Source organism: Phycisphaerales bacterium, from assembly GCA_035627955.1.
Taxonomy (GTDB): domain Bacteria; phylum Planctomycetota; class Phycisphaerae; order Phycisphaerales; family UBA1924; genus JAEYTB01.
The window spans coordinates 276,029-293,461 of the sequence record DASPKU010000015.1; the positions used below are offsets into that span (position 1 = coordinate 276,029).

At 67.2% G+C, this 17,433-nt stretch carries 16 protein-coding genes and 1 other RNA gene; 11 read left to right on the forward strand and 6 right to left on the reverse strand.

Annotated features, from left to right (window positions below; translation table 11 throughout):
• The first annotated feature begins 12 nt into the window (after positions 1 to 12).
• Entirely contained in the window at positions 13 to 1,881 is a 1,869-nt protein-coding gene (locus VD997_13900) for an AbgT family transporter (GenBank protein HYE63085.1), read from the forward strand.
• 193 nt (positions 1,882 to 2,074) lie between these two features.
• Entirely contained in the window at positions 2,075 to 2,278 is a 204-nt protein-coding gene (locus VD997_13905; GenBank protein HYE63086.1) for a hypothetical protein, read from the forward strand.
• Between the two features lie 98 nt (positions 2,279 to 2,376).
• Here the strand turns inward: VD997_13905 and ssrA are convergent.
• Positions 2,377 to 2,728, reverse strand: a transfer-messenger RNA (tmRNA) gene (ssrA, locus tag VD997_13910).
• 283 nt (positions 2,729 to 3,011) lie between these two features.
• On the opposite strand from ssrA, the gene VD997_13915 reads away from it, so the two are divergent.
• From VD997_13915 to VD997_13940, 6 genes are all read left to right on the forward strand, one after another.
• Positions 3,012 to 4,376 (forward strand): hypothetical protein, encoded by a 1,365-nt coding sequence (locus VD997_13915; GenBank protein ID HYE63087.1) that lies wholly within the window; start codon positions 3,012 to 3,014, stop codon positions 4,374 to 4,376.
• Positions 4,377 to 4,557: 181 nt separating this feature from the next.
• Positions 4,558 to 5,130, forward strand: coding sequence for a preprotein translocase subunit SecG (secG, locus tag VD997_13920; protein HYE63088.1), 573 nt, complete (start codon positions 4,558 to 4,560; stop codon positions 5,128 to 5,130).
• Positions 5,131 to 5,169: 39 nt separating this feature from the next.
• Complete coding sequence (locus VD997_13925) at positions 5,170 to 6,048, forward strand: YicC/YloC family endoribonuclease (protein ID HYE63089.1); 879 nt, start codon at positions 5,170 to 5,172, stop codon at positions 6,046 to 6,048.
• Between the two features lie 91 nt (positions 6,049 to 6,139).
• Positions 6,140 to 7,309 (forward strand): PDZ domain-containing protein, encoded by a 1,170-nt coding sequence (locus VD997_13930; protein HYE63090.1) that lies wholly within the window; start codon positions 6,140 to 6,142, stop codon positions 7,307 to 7,309.
• Between the two features lie 86 nt (positions 7,310 to 7,395).
• On the forward strand, positions 7,396 to 8,391 hold the full coding sequence (locus tag VD997_13935) for a hypothetical protein (GenBank protein ID HYE63091.1): 996 nt from the start codon (positions 7,396 to 7,398) through the stop codon (positions 8,389 to 8,391).
• 331 nt (positions 8,392 to 8,722) lie between these two features.
• The gene (locus VD997_13940) at positions 8,723 to 9,139 is read left to right on the forward strand and encodes a hypothetical protein (protein ID HYE63092.1); all 417 of its coding nucleotides are present in this window, start codon (positions 8,723 to 8,725) and stop codon (positions 9,137 to 9,139) included.
• A 12-nt stretch (positions 9,140 to 9,151) separates the two neighbouring features.
• Here the strand turns inward: VD997_13940 and VD997_13945 are convergent, their stop codons facing one another.
• The gene (locus VD997_13945; GenBank protein ID HYE63093.1) at positions 9,152 to 9,706 is read right to left on the reverse strand and encodes a four helix bundle suffix domain-containing protein; all 555 of its coding nucleotides are present in this window, start codon (positions 9,704 to 9,706) and stop codon (positions 9,152 to 9,154) included.
• A gap of 95 nt (positions 9,707 to 9,801) precedes the next feature.
• The gene (gene apaG, locus VD997_13950) at positions 9,802 to 10,245 is read right to left on the reverse strand and encodes a Co2+/Mg2+ efflux protein ApaG (protein ID HYE63094.1); all 444 of its coding nucleotides are present in this window, start codon (positions 10,243 to 10,245) and stop codon (positions 9,802 to 9,804) included.
• Positions 10,246 to 10,383: 138 nt separating this feature from the next.
• Between apaG and VD997_13955 the strand changes: the two genes are divergently transcribed.
• The 3 genes from VD997_13955 (at position 10,384) to VD997_13965 (ending at position 12,715) form a co-directional block, all read left to right on the forward strand.
• Positions 10,384 to 11,442, forward strand: a complete 1,059-nt coding sequence (locus VD997_13955; GenBank protein ID HYE63095.1) for a DUF2891 domain-containing protein — start codon at positions 10,384 to 10,386, stop codon at positions 11,440 to 11,442.
• A 44-nt stretch (positions 11,443 to 11,486) separates the two neighbouring features.
• A complete protein-coding gene (locus VD997_13960) occupies positions 11,487 to 11,921 on the forward strand; it encodes a group III truncated hemoglobin (protein ID HYE63096.1) in 435 nt (144 codons plus the stop codon).
• Positions 11,922 to 12,004: 83 nt separating this feature from the next.
• Positions 12,005 to 12,715 (forward strand): hypothetical protein, encoded by a 711-nt coding sequence (locus tag VD997_13965; protein HYE63097.1) that lies wholly within the window; start codon positions 12,005 to 12,007, stop codon positions 12,713 to 12,715.
• Positions 12,716 to 12,740: 25 nt separating this feature from the next.
• On the opposite strand, the gene VD997_13970 is transcribed toward VD997_13965, so the two are convergent.
• The 3 genes from VD997_13970 to VD997_13980 form a co-directional block, all read right to left on the reverse strand.
• Positions 12,741 to 14,828: a redoxin family protein gene (locus tag VD997_13970; protein HYE63098.1), complete on the reverse strand. Its 2,088-nt coding sequence runs from the start codon at positions 14,826 to 14,828 to the stop codon at positions 12,741 to 12,743.
• Between the two features lie 87 nt (positions 14,829 to 14,915).
• Positions 14,916 to 16,898 carry a translation elongation factor 4 gene (locus VD997_13975; protein HYE63099.1) on the reverse strand — a complete coding sequence of 661 codons (1,983 nt, stop codon included), beginning with the start codon at positions 16,896 to 16,898 and terminating at the stop codon, positions 14,916 to 14,918.
• Between the two features lie 6 nt (positions 16,899 to 16,904).
• Positions 16,905 to 17,433 (reverse strand): lipid II flippase MurJ (locus tag VD997_13980; protein HYE63100.1); only part of this gene is annotated, 529 nt, incomplete at its 5' end.

Consider the following 17,433-nt stretch of genomic DNA (forward strand, 5'->3'; position numbering starts at 1 on the left):
TATCCTGCCGCCATGGCTGACATCAACGGCACCGGCAAGCGCGGGTTTCTGGATCGTGCGCTGACGACCATCGAGTGGCTTGGAAACAAGCTGCCCGATCCGATCTTTCTGTTCATCGGGGCGACGGTGCTGGTGATGGCGTTGTCAGCGCTGGGGTCCGCGATGGAGTGGACCGTGCAGCCGGTGAAGCCGCAGGTGGTGACGGAGACGGTTGACGGCGTCGCCCGGGCGGTCCGCAACGAGGACGGCAAGCCGATGCTCGAGCTGGTGCCCACGGGCACGCCGATCGGGCCGCGGAGCCTGCTGACTGGCGAGGGGGTGTACTGGCTGATCTCAAACATGGTGCGGAACTTCATCAACTTTGCGCCCCTTGGCGTGGTGCTGGTGTGCATGCTGGGGATCGGCGTTGCGGAGAAGGTGGGGATGTTCGTGGCGCTGATGCGCTACCTGGCGGGGATCGTGCCGAGCGCGGCGCTCACGCCGATGATGGTGTTCCTGGGGGTGATGAGCCACGTGGCGAGCGATGCGGGGTACATCATCCTGCCGCCGCTGGCCGGCGCGCTGTACGCGGCCGTGGGGCGGCCGCCGCTCGCGGGCATCGCCGCGGCCTTCGCGGGCGTCGCCGGCGGCTTCTCGGCGAACCTGCTGATCTCGTCGACCGATGCCCTGGTGGCGCCGCTGACGGAGCGCGGGGCGCGGATGCTGGACGCGAACTACTCGGTGCTGGTGACGTGCAACTGGTTCTTCCTGGCGGCCTCCGCGTTCCTGCTGACCTTGGCGGGGTGGGTGGTGACGGCGAAGCTCGTGGAGCCGCGGCTGAAGGCGCAGGCGGAGGCACGGGCCGCGGCGGTGGCATCGGCCGGGGCCGAGGCGGAAGTGGAGTCGCAGCAGCTGGGCGCGCCGGAGAAGCGGGGGCTGCGGGCCGCGGCGATCGCGGCGGTGGTGACGCTGGCGGGGCTGGCTTCGCTGATGTTCGCGCCGGGTGCGCCGCTGTCGGGGACGATGCCCGCGCCGGCGCCAGCGTTCGGACCAATCCCGGTGCGGCCCGCGGCGACCGAGGGGACCTTCACGAAGGCAGGCGATGCACCCGAGGGGCAGCGGTCGATCCCGGGTTCGTTCGCGGTGAAGCCGGGGACGACCCTCGAAGCGGAGGGCCCCGAGGGCCAGCGCGGCACGTTCAGGGTGAAGTCGGGTGATGAACTGACGGGCACCTTCGATCAGGGGCCGGCGGCGCAGCCACGGTGGTCGCAGGCGATCGTGCCGTTCATCCTGATCGCGTTCGTGGTGCCGGCGATCGCGTACGGGATCACCACGGGAGCCATCAAGAAGCACAGCGACATCACCAAGGGCTTCGTGCACGCGATGACGAGCATGGCGCCGGTGATCGCGATGGCGTTCTTCGCGGCCCAGTTCATCGAGTGCTTCCGGTACTCGCAGCTGGACGCGATGATCGCGAACGCGGGGGGCAAGGCGCTGGCCGCGGCGGCGCTGCCGGCGCCGGTAATGCTGGTAGCGTTGGTGCTGCTGATCGTGGTGGTGGACCTGCTGATCGCGTCGATGAGCGCGAAGTGGACGGCGCTGGCGCCCATTCTGGTCCCGATGATGATGATGGCGGGCATCAGCCCCGAGCTCACCCAGGCCGCGTACCGCGTAGGCGACTCGGTGGCGAACATCGTGACGCCGCTGAACAGCTACATCATCGTGATCCTGGCGGCCGTGCAGCGGTACCGCAAGGACGCGGGCATCGGCAACCTGATCGCGATCATGCTGCCGTACTCGGTGTCGTTCTTCGTGGTGTGGACGGGGTTCCTGCTGCTGTGGGTGGCGCTGGATATTCCGCTGGGGCCGGGCGCGCCGCTGTGGTACACGCCGGGGCAGTGAGGCCTCGGCAGTTCCCCCTGGGGCGTTTTCGTGGCAGAAACCGTGCAACAACGGCGCGGCTGCCGCGTTGAACTTAGTGACCACAAACCAAGCCCGCCTACGCGGGCGAAACAGGGACAGAGCGGCGTGACCTGAGTGCTCCGCGGCGTGTGCCGTAGGCGTCGGTGGCCGCGCGTCCCGAATGGAGCATGTCATGTCCAAGGCACGTTGGAGTCTGCTGGCGCTGGCGGGGATCGCGGTGAGCTCGCTGATGCTGGGCGGGTGCGTCTACCACAGCCATCATGGGCATGGTGGTGGGTACCGCGGGCACCGGTACCACGGGCACCATGGCCATCATCACCACGGGCACCACCACGGCGGGCATGGGCACCATGGTGGGCATGGGCATCACCGGTGATGACCCTTTGCGGCAAGACCACCGAGATGAGGACATCTCGGTGGCACGCAAAAACAGAACCACCGAGGTGAGGGCACCTCGGTGGTTTGCTTGGATCAAAGTGGAGCCGGGGGGAATCGAACCCCCGTCCCGAGGCAGTCAGCACGCTGCATCTACGCGTGTGTCTGGTGCATTATCCTCTTCCCGCGCGTCTGCCACCAGCAGTATCCGCGTGGGCGCAGCCCCAGGAGTTTTCTCACCGGTGCACCCTGAGGCGGCGCACACCGGCCAGCCCGATGTCTACGAACGACGCCGTATCGGGCGTCTGACGTCGTTCGTGCGGTCTGTATTAGGCCGCGAGAGCGTAATTGCGGTCAGCAATTAATGTGTTGCATGCTTTTATCGAGGCCGGCATGCTCCTCGACGCGCCACATCGTGCCTTCCCTGCTCGGTCGAATCCAGTTCGGCCCCATGTTTTCAAAGATCCTGCTCGGACACTGACGCGTGACTGTAGGTCCGCTGGTCTTGTTCGACCGTTTGGGGGTGGCGGATGTGGCCGGAGGGGTGGGTGGCCGTGAAAAACACTGGCGACGGCCGACGTGGGCGGTACCGTGGTGGGATGCAGACCCTCTGCCGCGCTGTCGCTGCGTCTGTTCTCTTGCTTCTCGCGGTTCACGCCGCGCCGGGCCAGGTCACCCGCTGGACCAACCCTGCGGGCGGCTCGTTCGGTGATCCGGCGAACTGGGACAACGGCGTGCCGGACACGACGAAGGAGGGGCGGTTCGAGCTGCCGGGGGCGTACACGGTAGTGCTGGATCAGGCGCGGACGGTTACCCAACTCACGAGCACAGGCGCGGACTTGACGTTGGATCTTGGCGGCTTTGCGCTGAGGTCGTCGGTCACTGTTATTGGTGGGCACCTCACGGCTCGCAATGGGCAGTTCGGCAAGAGACTGGACGCGGAGCAAGGGGCCGTGGTTGTCATCGAGAGCGACGGCATTTTCCGAATGGACGGTTACTCGGTCCCAAGAGGGTTCATCCTTCGGGATACCTCTCGGGTTGTTCTCCGCGGTCGACTGACCGACTGCGTCGCAGAACCGCACTCGAGCTGTGACGGCGGAATCTTCCTCGCGGAACCAGGATGCAGCGTTCGCGTGGAGGGGGGCGTGCTGTCGGCCATGTTCTCCTACAACCAGGCTCCGGTTGAAGTCATCGGTGGCAGCGTTCGTCACGAGGGCGCGTTCTTCCCGCGCGGGCTGCTCGTCGACGGCGGCGGGGCGGGGGGCGGTGCCAACACCATCCATGTAGAGGGTCCCTGCACTGTGCGTAACGGCGGGATCGGAGCCACGGACGGATCGTTTCTTGGAACCGGCGAGTTCCTCTTTGAAGGGCCGACGACGACCGTCGGGAACTTGCGGGAGGTGCGAGGACATGTCACCTTCCGCGGCGGTGCTACCGCGCTGCCGAACTCCTCATGGCCGAACGTGAACGTTCTGGAGGGCGGATCGATCGATCTTCAGCGGGGATCATCGATCCTCAAGCGGGTATGGGGCATGAACATCCGGCTTGAGCCGGAGACGGCGGTCACGCAGCTTGGTCTCGGGTGGACAGGCTCCACGGCGCCGCTCGACCGGTTCGTTACGTTTGTGCTCGACGGGGCCACCACACCTGCCCATCCACGGCACTCCGTTTCGTTCGATACTCGCAGGCTTGGAGGCACGCTGCGGATCGAAGCCTGGAACACGAACGTGTTTCGCGTGGGTGACGAGGTCACCATTCTCAAAACAGGCTATGGGTTCTTCGAGCAGCAGTTCGATCAGGTTGAACTTCCTGAGTTGGATGGCGGGCGACGGTTCGAAGTGGTGACGGTGAACAACACGCCGGAGGACAGCACCGTTCGCATTCGCGTTGTCGCGGGTGGGAGCAACCCGTGCTGGTCGAGCGACTTCAATGGCGACGGGGATTACGGCACCGACCAGGACATCGAGGCGTTCTTTGCGTGCATCGGGGGGACGTGCTGCGCGTTGTGCGGGTCGGCGGACTTCAACAGCGATGGGGACACAGGCACGGACCAGGACATCGAGGGGTTCTTCAGGGTGCTGGGGGGGCACCCGTGTTGAGGGGGGCGAGCGCCCATAGGACTCATAGGAGTCATGGGACTCATAGGACGCGTGGGGGCCGAGATGCGGCCTTGGCTCGCTGGTTGAGCGGTTGACGCTTGCGGGGTTGGCGGCACCTACACTTTCTCCCTTGCGCTCCCCGGGATTCCGGGGGGGTGGCAACGGTGTTGAAAGGGTTGTGATGCTTGTGCTTGGGCTTGCTCATTGGTTGACGGGCGTGCTGATCGTCGGGTTCCTGGCGGTCTGCGTGCTGATGGTGCTGACGGTGCTGATCCAGAAGCCGCAGGGCGGCGGGCTGGCGAGCGCGTTCGGCGGCGGCGGGGCGGGGTCGGGGCAGACGGCCTTCGGCACCAAGACTGGCGACGCCCTGACCATTTTTACGATCATCGTGTTCGCGCTGTACGTGGGGCTGGCGATCGTGCTGAACTACGTGGCGCGGCCCTCGGTCGCGGTGCAGCCGACCATTACGGCGCCGGCGGATGGGACGGGCGCGACGCCGCCGACCGATGCTGTTCCGGTGACGACGGGGGCTCCGGCCCCGGTGACGACGGGGGCGCCCGCGACGACGGGGACGACGCCCGCGCCGGTGACGCCTGCTCCGACGGACGGCGTCCCCGCCAATCCTGCTCCGGCGAACACCACGCCTGCGCCCGCGGCTGATCCGGCGGCGACCACCCCCACCCCCCCCACTCCTCCTCCGGCGAGCAACCCGCCGGCCCCCACGAACCCCACGACGCCGCCCGGCGGCCAGTAACTTCACACACCCGACGGAGCCGCACGCGTGGTCAGGAGCATGACGGGCTACGGGGACGCCTCGATCACCATCGACGGGGTGCACTACTTCGTCGAGGTGCGCGCCCTCAACAACAAGTACTTCAAGGCGACGATCCGTCTTGCGGAGGCCCTGCAGGGGCTGGAAGCTGAGATGGAAGCGCGGCTGCGGGAGAAGATCTCGCGCGGCACGGTGACGCTGACGGCGCGGAGCACCGACGCGTCGGCGTCGGCCGCGTACACCATCAACACGCAGGCGCTGGACCGCTATGTGCAGCAGCTGAGCGAGCTGCCGCAGGTCAAGGGCGGCGGGCTGAAGCTCGATCTGGGGCAGCTGCTGAATCTGCCGGGGGTGCTGCAGCCGCCGGCGGATGAGGAGGACCGGCTGGACAAGGCGCGGGGGATCTTCCTGCCGCTGCTGGACAAGGCGGTCACGAACCTGCTGGCGATGCGGCAGCGCGAGGGGCGGGTGCTCGTCGATGACCTCAAGAGCCACCAGACGTACATCGCCGAGCGGCTGAGCCTGGTTGCTCAGCGGGCGCCGGGGGTGGTGGCGGATTACCAGTCGCGCCTCAAGCAGCGGATCGAGACGATGTTCCGCGAGGCGGACGCGACGGTGGAGCCGGCGGACCTGATCCGGGAGATCGCGGTGTACGCCGAGCGGACGGACATCGCGGAGGAGATCAAGCGGCTGAGCGCCCACCTGGACCAGTTCGGGTCGCTGATCTCGGCGACGGACGGGAAGCCGATCGGGCGGACGCTGGACTTCCTGGCGCAGGAGATGCTGCGGGAAGCGAACACGATCGCCAGCAAGAGCCCCGACGCCGCGATCTCGCGGTCGACGGTCGAGATTAAGGGGGCTATCGACCGCATTAAGGAGCAGGCGGCAAACATCGAATAGACTAAAGACCCCAGGAGGCGCGGGTGTGGCCCGCGCGGGGGCGGCCGTGGCTGGCGACGACGCCAGCGTCCGGCGGCAGAGGAGCGTTCCCGTGGTTGTGCGAGGGCTCTGGCTCAAGGTCGGGGCGGCGTGCCGGCTGGCGGTGCTGAGCGGCCTGTCGTTGACGTTGGCCGCCGCGGGCGAGGCGGTCGGGCAGATCGCGCCGCAGCCGCAGGTGCCGCCGGGTCCTCAGGCCCCGGGTGTGGGGGCGTCGCCGTCCGACCTCTCAGATCTGTCATGGCTGGAGCCGCAGCTCAAGCTGCTGGACTCGGACGATCTCAAGACGCGCGAGCGGGCGACGGCGGAGCTCAAGGCCGATGGGCGGCTCTCGCTGGCGGCGCTGCAGGCGCGAATCGCGGACACGGCCAACCCGCTCACGGCGGAGCAGTCCCTGCGGCTGAGCGAGGTGGCGCTGAAGTTGTTCCGGGAGTCGCCGCGGGCGGCGATGGGGGTCTCGTTCACGCAGCGGCCGGTGCAGCGCGGGGTCGAGATCGGGGCGCCGGTGGAAGGTTTCGATTCGTGGCGGGTGATCAAGCCGGGCGACCTGATCCTGGAAATGGACGGGATGCCGGTGCTGAGCTATGACGATGCACGGGCGGCGATCATCTCGCACGACCCGGGCGAAGAGATGGCGGTCACGATCCTGCGCGGCGGCGAGGTGATCGAGGCGGCGGTGCGGCTGGGCGAGTACGCACGCCTGCAGAACCGGGCGGACCTCAACGACCCGATCCTGCGCGACGCGTGGCTGGTGCGGTGCGAGCGGCTGGTGTCGCGGGGGCAGGCGGGGAAGGCCAACCTGCCGATCGAGGCGGGGCTGAACGCGGAGCAGTGGGCCGCGGCGAACCTGGCCGAGCGGCGGGCGTCGCTCAAGCGGCAGCGCGAGGACCAGGCGACCCCGGTTGAGGCCCGCCCCGACGACGGCATGGGCCCGCCCGCGGTGGTGGGCGGGGGCTCGCTGCGGCGTCCGGAAGAGGCCTCGCTGATCGACTTCTCGGATTCGGACCAGCAGAAGCAGCCCGAGCGTGTGCGGCAGATCCAGGCGCAGATCGTGAACCTGCAGGCGCAGGTGCGGCTGTTCGAGCAGCAGCTGCAGAACGACCGCAACATGCCCGAGGCGCAGCGGGCCAACATCCAGCGGAACATCCGGCGGTACCGCGAGATGATCCAGCAGTACAAGGCGGAGCGCGCGCGGATGCTGCGGGGGAACCAGGTCGAGCCGTGAGCGTCCTGGGCCGGGCGCCCCGGCTTGACAGTTGAATGTCGCGGCGTTGTGATTGGCGCGTGACGCCGGTTCGCTCTGTTGCCATCTTGTTCCACGCCCGCCAGACCGACGCGGCGCGGATGCACTACCGAATCTGGCCGATCGCCGAGTGCTGGCGGCGGATGGGGATCAAGGTCGATGTGGTGTTCGGGATTGATGGTGAGAATGAGCGCACGCTGCTCAATGCGGACCTGCTGGTGCCGCACGTGGACTGCTCGGTGCGGCCGCCGGCGTACCAGGCGGTGATCGAGCGGCATCCGCGGGTGCTGAACCGGCGGCTCACGGACATCCGCAAGCGGACGGTGGCGCGGCTCATGGGTTCGCCACTGGTGGTGACGCGGGCGGACGTTGAGGCGGGGTACGACGGGCCGGTGATCGTCAAGACGGACGGCAACTGCGGGGGGCTGCCGGACTACCACTACTCGCGCGGCGGGGACCGGGGCCCAACGCTGCTGGACAAGGTGCGGCGGCGGGTGTGCAACCATGCTCTCGTGACGCGGCACGCGTGGCTGGAGCGTCGCAGCTACCGCTGGGCGCGGACGCTGACGCGGTATCCGATTTATGAGAGCGCCCGCGATGTGCCCGCGGGCGTGTGGGCGAACCCGAGTCTGGTGGTGGAGCGGTTCGTGCCCGAGCGCGTGGCGGTTGAGAGCGGGCTGCACTACGTGATGCGGATGTGGATCGTGATGGGTGAGAGCGGCACGGGGCGGACGCTCACGGCCGCGGACGCGTACGTGAAGGACCGGCATGCGCGGCTGGCGCACTTCTCTGCGCTGCCGGCGGAGGCGGCCTCGTGGCGCGAGCGCCTGGGCGTTGACTACGGCAAGCTGGACTATGTGGTGCCGCGGGAAACGGAGTGGGACGTGAGCGGGCTGAAAGCCCGTCCCCCCGGGTCTGGGTCTGCCGTGCTGCTGGATGTGAACCCCACGCCCACGGTGAGCGGGGACGCGTTCAGCGAGTTTTATGTGGAGCAGTGTGCGCCGCTGGCGCGGGGGGCGGTGGAGTGGGCGGAGGGGGCCTCGTTGGTTCCTCCGCCGGTTTGAGTCGCCAGGGCTTTCGGACGTGATGCTCTCTCAGTCAACGCAGCCTGCAGCGGATTCGGCATCGCGCATGGCAAGGCTCGCCGCCCTGCCCGACCCGCCCGGACGCAAGCGATACTGCAACCACCGCGGCTTCCGGCGTTCGCCGCCGCACCACGCCGCACCCTCATCACCACTGAGAACGGCCCGGGAGAGCCCGAGAGGCCCGGCCTGAGGGCCTCTCGGATGCGCGGCGCGGGACGAAGGTGTGGTGGGTTACGTGGGGAAAGGTGGAGGTCACGACCGACCTGCTGCGCTTGGAACAAGATTGTGGTTGGGCCACTAAAGTGAATGCATGCTGGCTGCCCACGGTGCTCTCTGCACGGCCACTCTGCTTGTCGTGATGCTCGCGTCGGTGGCGCCGATGCATGGGTGCGACGAGTCGGTCACGAGGGTTCGTTCCTCGGGCTCTGGTGTGACAGCCGCGGCGCTGGCGGGCAAGTGGGCGAGCAAGGACACCGTGGCGTGGGTGCAGCTGAAGGATGATGGAACGTTTGCGTCGGGCGGGCTCCTCGGACCGAGCGACACGAAGGGGACCTGGAGCCTGATCTCGCTGTCGGGAGTGGTGGCCGTTGACCTCGTCAGGGAGGGCACGGGCCGTGTTGCACACGAGACAGTGCTGGTGCTCCAGAAAGCGAGCGGCGAGCTCATCCTGGAGTACGCGGGGGGCGACCCGGATGACGGGGCGGTCCGGCTGCGACGGGTGGAGTAGAGGCGACGCGGGTCAGTGCCGGTTCTGGTCGCGGTGGTCGAGGCGGGCGCGGGTCATGCGTTCGCGGAGGCCGCCCTTCTCGACCAAGTCCTGCTCGAGGCGGGCGATCTGGTGGTCGACGAGGTAGCGGGCCTGGTGGATGAGGCAGATGGCGATGTTGGCCACGACTGATGCGTCGCGCGTAAGCACAAAGTCGCGGTAGGTCTCGAAGGTGTCGTTGCGGAGGTCACGGACGTAGCGCGCCTCCTTCGAGTTCTTGTCCCAGAGCGGCAGGTCGCGGACGCGGAGGTAATCGAGGTAGTCGTTGAGCAGCTCCTCGAGGCTGGCGCGGGCGACACCCAGGAGCTTGATTTCCATTTCCTTGGAGGTGCCCGAGGCGCTGACGCCCTCGACGATGTTCTGCTTGCCGCTGCGCGCTGCCTGGACCATCTGGTCGATGGTGCGGTCGCCCTTTTTGAGGAAGCGTTCGCAGAAGCGATGGGTGATGTCGTAGATGATCTCCGCCTTCTGGTAGGAGAGCAGCTCGCGGTAGTTGCCGTGCGGGGGGATGAAGGGGCGCTCGGGCATGGGCGATCAGGGGAATAGGTCTTCTAGGTCGTCGAGGTCGTCTAGAGGAGTGTACAAAGCCGTAGACGACCTCGAAGACCTATCCGACCTATGCCTTAGCCGCTCACCAGATAGAACCGCCCCACCGCCACTTGAAACTCCTCGCGGGTGCCGTTCTCGACGAAGGTGTAGGCGCCCTCCATGGTGCCCCACGGCGTGGGCAGGGGGCAGTAGCTGGCGTACTCGAAGGCCTGGCCGGGTTTAAGGGTGGGCTGGCGGCCGATGACGCCGTCGCCCTCGACGTCGTGGGTGTCGCCGTCGGCGTCGATGATGTGCCAGCGGCGGCGGAGCAGCTGCACGGTGCGCTCGCCCTGGTTGGTGATGGTGATGTGGTAGGCGAAGATGTAGCGCTTGCCCTTCCACTGGTCGCCGAGCGAGAGGTGGGGCGCGTCGGGGTCGAGGTCTTCGTCGGGGACGAACTGGGGTCGGACCTGCACGCGGACGTGGCGGGTGGTGGTGTCGGAGCCGTGGTGCTGGGGGTCCAGCGGGCGCGCGGGCATGGGGGATGGTAAGGGAGTGGAGGAGAAGAGGAATAGAGGAGTAGAGGAGAACAGAGTTCGTTTGTGACCGCTCCCCGACTCCTCGGCACCTCGACTCCTCCACTCCTCCACTCCTCCACTCCTCCACTACCATCCCGCATGCGTCACCGCGATCCTGCCGACGTGATCGACCACTTTGTCGCTCTGGTGCTGGGGCACATCGACCGCGAGTACCCGCACAAGCTTGATCATGTGATGAACGACGCCTCGGAGGTCAAGGGGCCGCGGGCGCTGCACCCGATTTTCTATGGGAGCTTCGACTGGCACTCGTCGGTGCACGGGCACTGGCTGCTGGTGCGGGCGCTGCTGCGGTTCCCCAAGCTGGCGCAGCAGGGTGAGGTGATCAGGGTGCTCGATGCGCGGTTCACGCCGGAGAATGTGAAGGTTGAGACGGAGTACCTGGGGCAGAAGCTGCGGGCGACGTTCGAGCGGACGTACGGGTGGGCGTGGTTCCTGAAGCTCGCAGCAGAGATCGTGCAGCCGCCGGGCGGGCGCGGACTCGGAGATCATGTCGGAGAGATGAAGCTTCCTGTTGTTCAAGCTTGTTCACGATGGGATGAGGTTCTGCAGCCCCTGACAGTCGCGTTCGTCGATCGTTACATCAAGTACCTGCCCAAGGCGACGTACCCGATCCGCGTGGGTGTGCACCAGAACGCGGCGTTCGGGCTGGCGCTGGCGTGGGACTATGCGCGGCTGGCGGGTCACTGGCAGCTCAGCGAGTTGATCGAGGGCAAGGCCCGCGCGTGGTACTTCAAGGACCAGAACTACCACGGGTGGGAGCCGGACGGCACGGACTTCCTCTCGCCGGGGCTGATGGAGGCGGAGCTGATGCGGCGGGTGCTGGCGCCGGATGACTTCCTGGCGTGGTTCGGGAAGTTCCTGCCGCGGCTGGCGGAGAAGCAGCCCGCGGCGATGTTCGAGCCCGCGTTCGTGAGCGACCGCACTGACGGGCAGATCACGCACCTGGACGGGCTGAACCTGTCGCGGGCGTGGTGCTTCCGATCGCTTGGGCGGGCGCTGCCCGAGGGCGACCCGCGGCGGGCGGTGTGCGAGGAGGCGTACACGAAGCACCTGGAGGCCGCGCTGCCGCACGTGTCGGGTGATTACATGGGCGAGCACTGGCTGGCGACGTTCGCGCTGCTGGCGATGACGGAGTGAGATATGGGATGCGAGAGGTGCGGCCCGTGCCCCTATGATTCTCCATGTCTGATTCGCCGCGGCTCATTCGTTTGCCGCTGACGGAGGTTTCGCCTGTGGGCGAGCCGCGTGCGACGGCCGTCACTCGTGAGACAATCGCTGCGATCGTGGATGATTTCTACTCGCGCTGCCGCGCCGACCCGCTGCTGGGGCCGGTGTTCAACCGTGTGGTGACGGACTGGCCGCCGCACCTGGCGAAGATCAGGGCATTCTGGGAGGCGGCGGTGCTGCGGCAGCCGGGGTACGCGGGGCGGCCGCTGGAGGCGCACCTGGAGCTGCCGGTGCCGCGCGAGCACTTTTCGGCGTGGCTGCGGCTGTGGAAGGCGACCGTCGAGTCGAACTGCACGCCGCAGGACGCGGCGGTGTTCATGACGCTCGCGGGGCGGATGGCGAACAAGATGATGGGGGCGGCGAAGTCAGGGGATGGGGCGGGGGCGTAACGGCGGGTCACTTTCGCTCGCGTTTTTCCGCGTTTCTGCTAGGCTCTCGGAGTTGCGGCTGACGCCGCGGGAGGAGAGAGACGATGCGGACCGCCCTGACGTGCGCCGTGGCCGTGGCTCTGGTTGCGCCGGTTGCGAACGCCTACACGCAGTACACCATGACGCAGGCGGGGTTCTCGCCCACGTGGGTGCAGTACACGCAGCACTTCGTGGGGACGGGCGGGTCAGGCATCAGCTATGGCCAGACGAGCGGCGGGAATCCGGGCGAGCACCGGGCGTTTGAGACGGCGGTGAACGCCGCGGCCCCGGGGCAGCACTCGGCGTACTACATCTCGCTGCTGTTCGCCAACTCGTATGACCCGGCAACGCAGGGGGCGATCCCGCAGCTGACGTACCGCGAGGACTTCCGCACGGCCACGAGCATTCAGTACTCGGGGCCGGTGGTGCGGCAGGGCGGGAACTTCTACTTCGCGCCGGTGCTGGTCGCGAGCGCGGCGAACTGGACGAGCACCAACCTGCTGACGCTGACGGCGTCGGATTTCTATCTCGTCACGAACAACGCGAACTTGGCGTACGGCCTGGACACGACGGTGAACCCGGACTTCTCCGCCGCGGGCGGGGTGATCGACTTCGGGATCTTCCGCGGTTCGACCTCGGGTCCGGTGCCGGGCGGTGGTGGGGACAGCGCGGTGGGCTACATCGACAACGCGCAAATCACGATACCCGCGCCGGCCGTGATGGCGGTGGTCGGGTGCGGGCTGCTGATGAGCCGACGCAGGCGACGCGTCGGTTGAGCGATCGGCCGCGGGCTGCGGTCCGCTACTCCTTCTCCTTTTCGCCGAAGCGGTAGCGGACCATCTTGCCGTTGAGGAAGCAGGTGATCTCGGCGGGTTCGCCCGGCTTGGCGTCCCCCACCATCACCATCGTCCCCATCCCCTTGAGGTCGCGGCTGGCGAGCAGCTTGCCCTGCATGTCCAGCACGAGGAGGCTGCTGCCGTACATCTTGTGGTTGCGGCCGGTGCGGTCCATGCTGCTGATGTTGAGGAGAACGACCGCCTCGGGCTTCTGATCGCCGTCGACATCACCCGCCGCCATGGAGGCCTGCACCATCACGTTCTTGGGGAGGTTCTCGGGGGTGTAGGCCCAGACCTGCTCGTGCTTGTCGTCGTAGAGCGCGATGCTGGGGGTGCTGGAGCTGCCGCTGAACTTCTGGAGGCAGAGGAGCCAGCCGCGCTTGCCGTCAGCGGTAACGGGCTCAAAGGCGCTGATGTTGGTCATGCGGCTGACCCCCTTGAACTTCACGGCGTTGAGCGACTTGGCGTCGGAGGAGAGCACCTGAAGGCCGCCCATGAAGCCGGCGGCGACCAGCTCCTGCTTGCCATCGCCATCGACATCGACGCGGCGGGCCATGCTGGGGTGGAACATCGCCGTGATCGCCTTGGTCTCGGCCTCGGAGAACTTGTCCGCCGCAACCTCCGGGATCGGGTTGGGCTCGGTCTTCATCATGGCGCCGATGTTGATCGCCGTCTCTTCGTCGGATTCGGGGTCGTCGCCGCCCGCCTGGAGGTTGGCGATTTCATCGGGCGTGCGGAGGTCCTTGCCGGCGAGGAGCTTTTCGATGTTCTCGGTGAGCGTGTCCTCCTCGCCTTCGCCGAAGCCGACCTTGATGTCCTGCACGTTGCCCTTGGCGTCAATCAGGACCATCGTGGGGATGCCGCTCACCTTGTACTGCTCCTGCACGGAACCGTCGTCCATGTACTGGAGGAGCGTGAGCTTCTTCTTGGCGAGGAACTTCTTGACCAGTGCTTCGTTCTGCTGGTCCTGGTTGACGCCGAGCACCACCACCGGCTTGTCCTTGAACTTGTCGGCGACGGCCTGCACGTGCGGGATCGCCTGGACACAGGGGCCGCACCACGTGGCCCAGAAGTCCAGCACGACGACCTTGCCCTTCTGAGCTTCGAGCGAAAACTCGGAGCCGTCCAGCAGCTTGCCCTTGATGGCGGGCGCGGGCTTGCCGAGCAGCGCCATCTGCTCGCCGGCGCCGTGCGGCTGGGGCATCAGGTCTTCGACCTTCTCGTAGTCCGCCGGCGGCGTGAACGCGAACGCCTGGGGGTCCACAGCCTCGTTCACCTTCACCTCGCTGAAGGTGTAGACGTACTTGGCGCTCTTGACCTCGGGCATCTCCGGCGCGTCCTCGTCGTCGCCCATCGCCTCCTTGTAGTCGTCGTACTGCTTCTTCATGCCCTCGGTCATGTCCATGACGCACTCGCCCATGAGGCCGGTCTCGTCATCGATCCACACGGAAATCTTGAGCGGGAAGCCGCCGGCCTCCTCGTCCGAGCCCTCGGCGTTGACTCTCACACCGTTGCGGCCGTCACGCACTTCCGGCGTGGCGTCGATCACCTTGGTGATCATGAGGAGCAGATGCTGCACGGGTTTGCCGGCCCGTGCGAGGACCTGGGCGCTCGGTGGGGCGATCTGGCCGGCGGTGGGCGCCAGCTCCTGCACCAGTTCCTGCGGCGTGCGGCCGTCGGTCTTGGCCTCCACATACCGCTTTCTGGCGTGCTCCACGATCCATACGGTGCTGCCGTCGCTGATGTAGTCGAAGCGCGGCTTCTCGCTGGTGATGCGCAGCTTGCCGCCCTGGGCGTACACCAGCTTGCTGGTGCCGGACATCTCGGGGGCCTCGAAGTCCCCCTCGGCCTCGAACACGTACTTGAACGTGCAGGATTCCTGGTAGGTCTTCAGCTTCGCGTACGCGGCCTTGGCTTTCTCGAGGGCCTCGCGGCCACGGGTGGCGCCGTCCTTGGCTGCGAGTTTCTCAATTTGCGGCTGGGCGAGCGCCGGAATGGAGGGCGACACACCTGCCACGATCGCCGCGCACAAGTAACCAGTGACCCACCTCATGTGTACCCCTTTCGTGTGAGAACGAAGAGCGGCCCGATTGTACGGGGTGTACCACCATGAGTCGGGGAAGGGTGCGTGGGCGGCGGATTAGTCGCCCTGGTCCAGCACCGCCATGAAGGCTTCCTGCGGGATCGTGACGCTGCCCACGTTCTTCATGCGCTTCTTGCCTTCCTTCTGCTTCTCGAGCAGCTTGCGCTTGCGACTGACGTCGCCGCCGTAGCACTTGGCGAGGACGTTCTTGCGGAAGGCCTTGATAGTCTCGCGGGCGATGATCTTGCCGCCGATGGCGGCCTGCACGGGGATTTCGAACTGGTGGCGGGGGATCTGCTCGCGGAGCTTGGAAACGAGGCCGCGCCCGCGGTACTCGGCGCGGTCGCGGTGGACGATGACGGCTAGGGCCTCGACGGGGTCGCCGTTGATGAGGATGTCGAGCTTGACGAGGCGGTCGGCCTTGTAGCCGATGATCTCGTAGTCCATGGTGCCGTAGCCGCTGGTCAGGCCCTTCATCTTGTCGAAGAAGTCGTAGATGATCTCGGCGAGAGGGATCTCGAAGGTGACCATCTCGCGGGACTGGGAGACGAAGGTCTGGGCCTTGTAGAGGCCGCGCCGGTCGAGGCAGAGTTTCATCACGTCGCCGATGTACTCCTTGGGGAGCATGATCTCGACGCGGCAGATGGGCTCGCGGATTTCTTCGATGGTGCCCATGTCGGGCAGGTCGGCGGGGTTGTTGACCTCGAGCAGCTGCATGCCCTCGGCGGGGGCGACGTAGTGCTCGCTCTTGGGGTCGACGGGCTTGAGGGCCTGGCCGGACTTGCCGGTGACGGTGCCGGTGCTGCGCATGAGCACCTGGTAGGACACGGTGGGCGCGGTCTGGACGATCTCGACGCCGCCCTCTCGCTCCAGCCGCTCCTGGATGATGTCCATGTGGAGCAGGCCGAGGAATCCGCAGCGGTAGCCGAAGCCCAGGGCCTCGCTGTGCACGGGCGCGAAGGTGAACGACGAGTCGTTCAGCGAGAGCTTCTCGACGGCGTCGCGGAGCATCTCAAAGTCGCTGCCCTCGCCGTCCTCGCTGGTGGCGGGGTAGAAGTCGCAGAAGACCATTTGGCGTGGGAACTGGAAGCCGGGGAGGGCCTCGGACGCCGGGTCGTTCTCGAGCGTCACCGTATCGCCGATGCGCACGTCCTTGAGGGTGCGGATTGCGGCGACCACGTAGCCGGTCTCGCCGGGGCCGATGGAGGGCACGCGGAAGGGCTTGGGGTTGTTCTTGCCGATGTCGCTGACCTGGAACGAGCGTCCGATGCCCATCATGCGGATCTTGTCGCCCACCTTGAGGTGGCCGTCGAAGACCCGCACGTACACGATCACGCCGCGGTAGTCGTCGTACACGGCGTCGAAGATCAGCGCCCGCAGCTGCGTCATCACCGGCTGGCGCGGCGGGGGGAACTTCTCGCAGATCGCGGCCAGCAGCTCGGGGATTCCCCGCCCGGTCTTGGCGGACACGAGGATGCAGTCCTCGGCGGCGAAGCCGAGGGTCTGCTCGATCTCCATGGCGACGTCATCGACGCGGGCGGAGGGCAGGTCGATCTTGTTGATGACCGGGATGATCGTGAGGTTCTCGTTGACCGCGAGGTACGCGTTGACGAGCGTCTGGGCCTGCACGCCCTGGGTGGAGTCGACGACGAGGATGGCGCCCTCGCACGCCTTGAGGGCGCGCGAGACTTCGTAGTTGAAGTCCACGTGCCCGGGTGTATCGATGAAGTTGAGCATGTAGAGCTCGGAGCCGTGCGTCTTGACGTCGGCGCCGCCGGCGCCCTGGGCGTCCCCCACTGCCGCATCGGACTCGAGTTCGTCGGCCTTCTCGCCGGGGGTGTGGTGGTGCGCCACCGTCACCGCCGAGGCTTTGATGGTGATGCCGCGCTCGCGCTCGATGTCCATCGAGTCGAGGATCTGCTCCTTGGCTTCGCGCGCGGAGACGGCGTTGGTCGCCTGCAGCAGCCGGTCGGCCAGCGTGGACTTGCCGTGGTCGATGTGGGCGATGATCGAGAAGTTGCGGATGTGCTCCTGGTCCATGGGAGATCAGCGCCGGCGGACGCGGCCGGGCAACGTTAGCAGCGGCTCGATCTCACGAACTCCGAGCAAACGGCAGCAAACGAGATAGACGGCGGCGCCGGCGGCGAGCGCGCCTCCGACCGACACGAGCTGCGCGCCGAGGCTGCGGCCGAGCGCGCCGTCGAGTCCCGCCCAGACGACGTACGCAGCACCGGCCAGCGCGGCCGACGCGAGCGCGACGCGCGCGAGGGCGAGCCCGACGGCGCGGAAGTCGACGGATCCGAGTCGCGGGCGCAAGACGGCGAGCAGGATCGCCGTCGCCGCGATGTTCGACAGCGAGATCGCGAGCGGGATCCCCCATGCGCCGACCGGATACAGGGCCGCGTACAGCGCGACGTTGAGCGCGAGGTTGACCAGTGCGATCCACGTCGGCGTCCACGGCGACTGCAGGCTGAAGAATGCGCGGTTGAGCATCAGCTGCATGCCGTTGAAGGAGAGCCCGATCGAGAACGCCGCGAGCGCGGCCGCGACCACAGGCGTCTCGTCCGGATCGAAC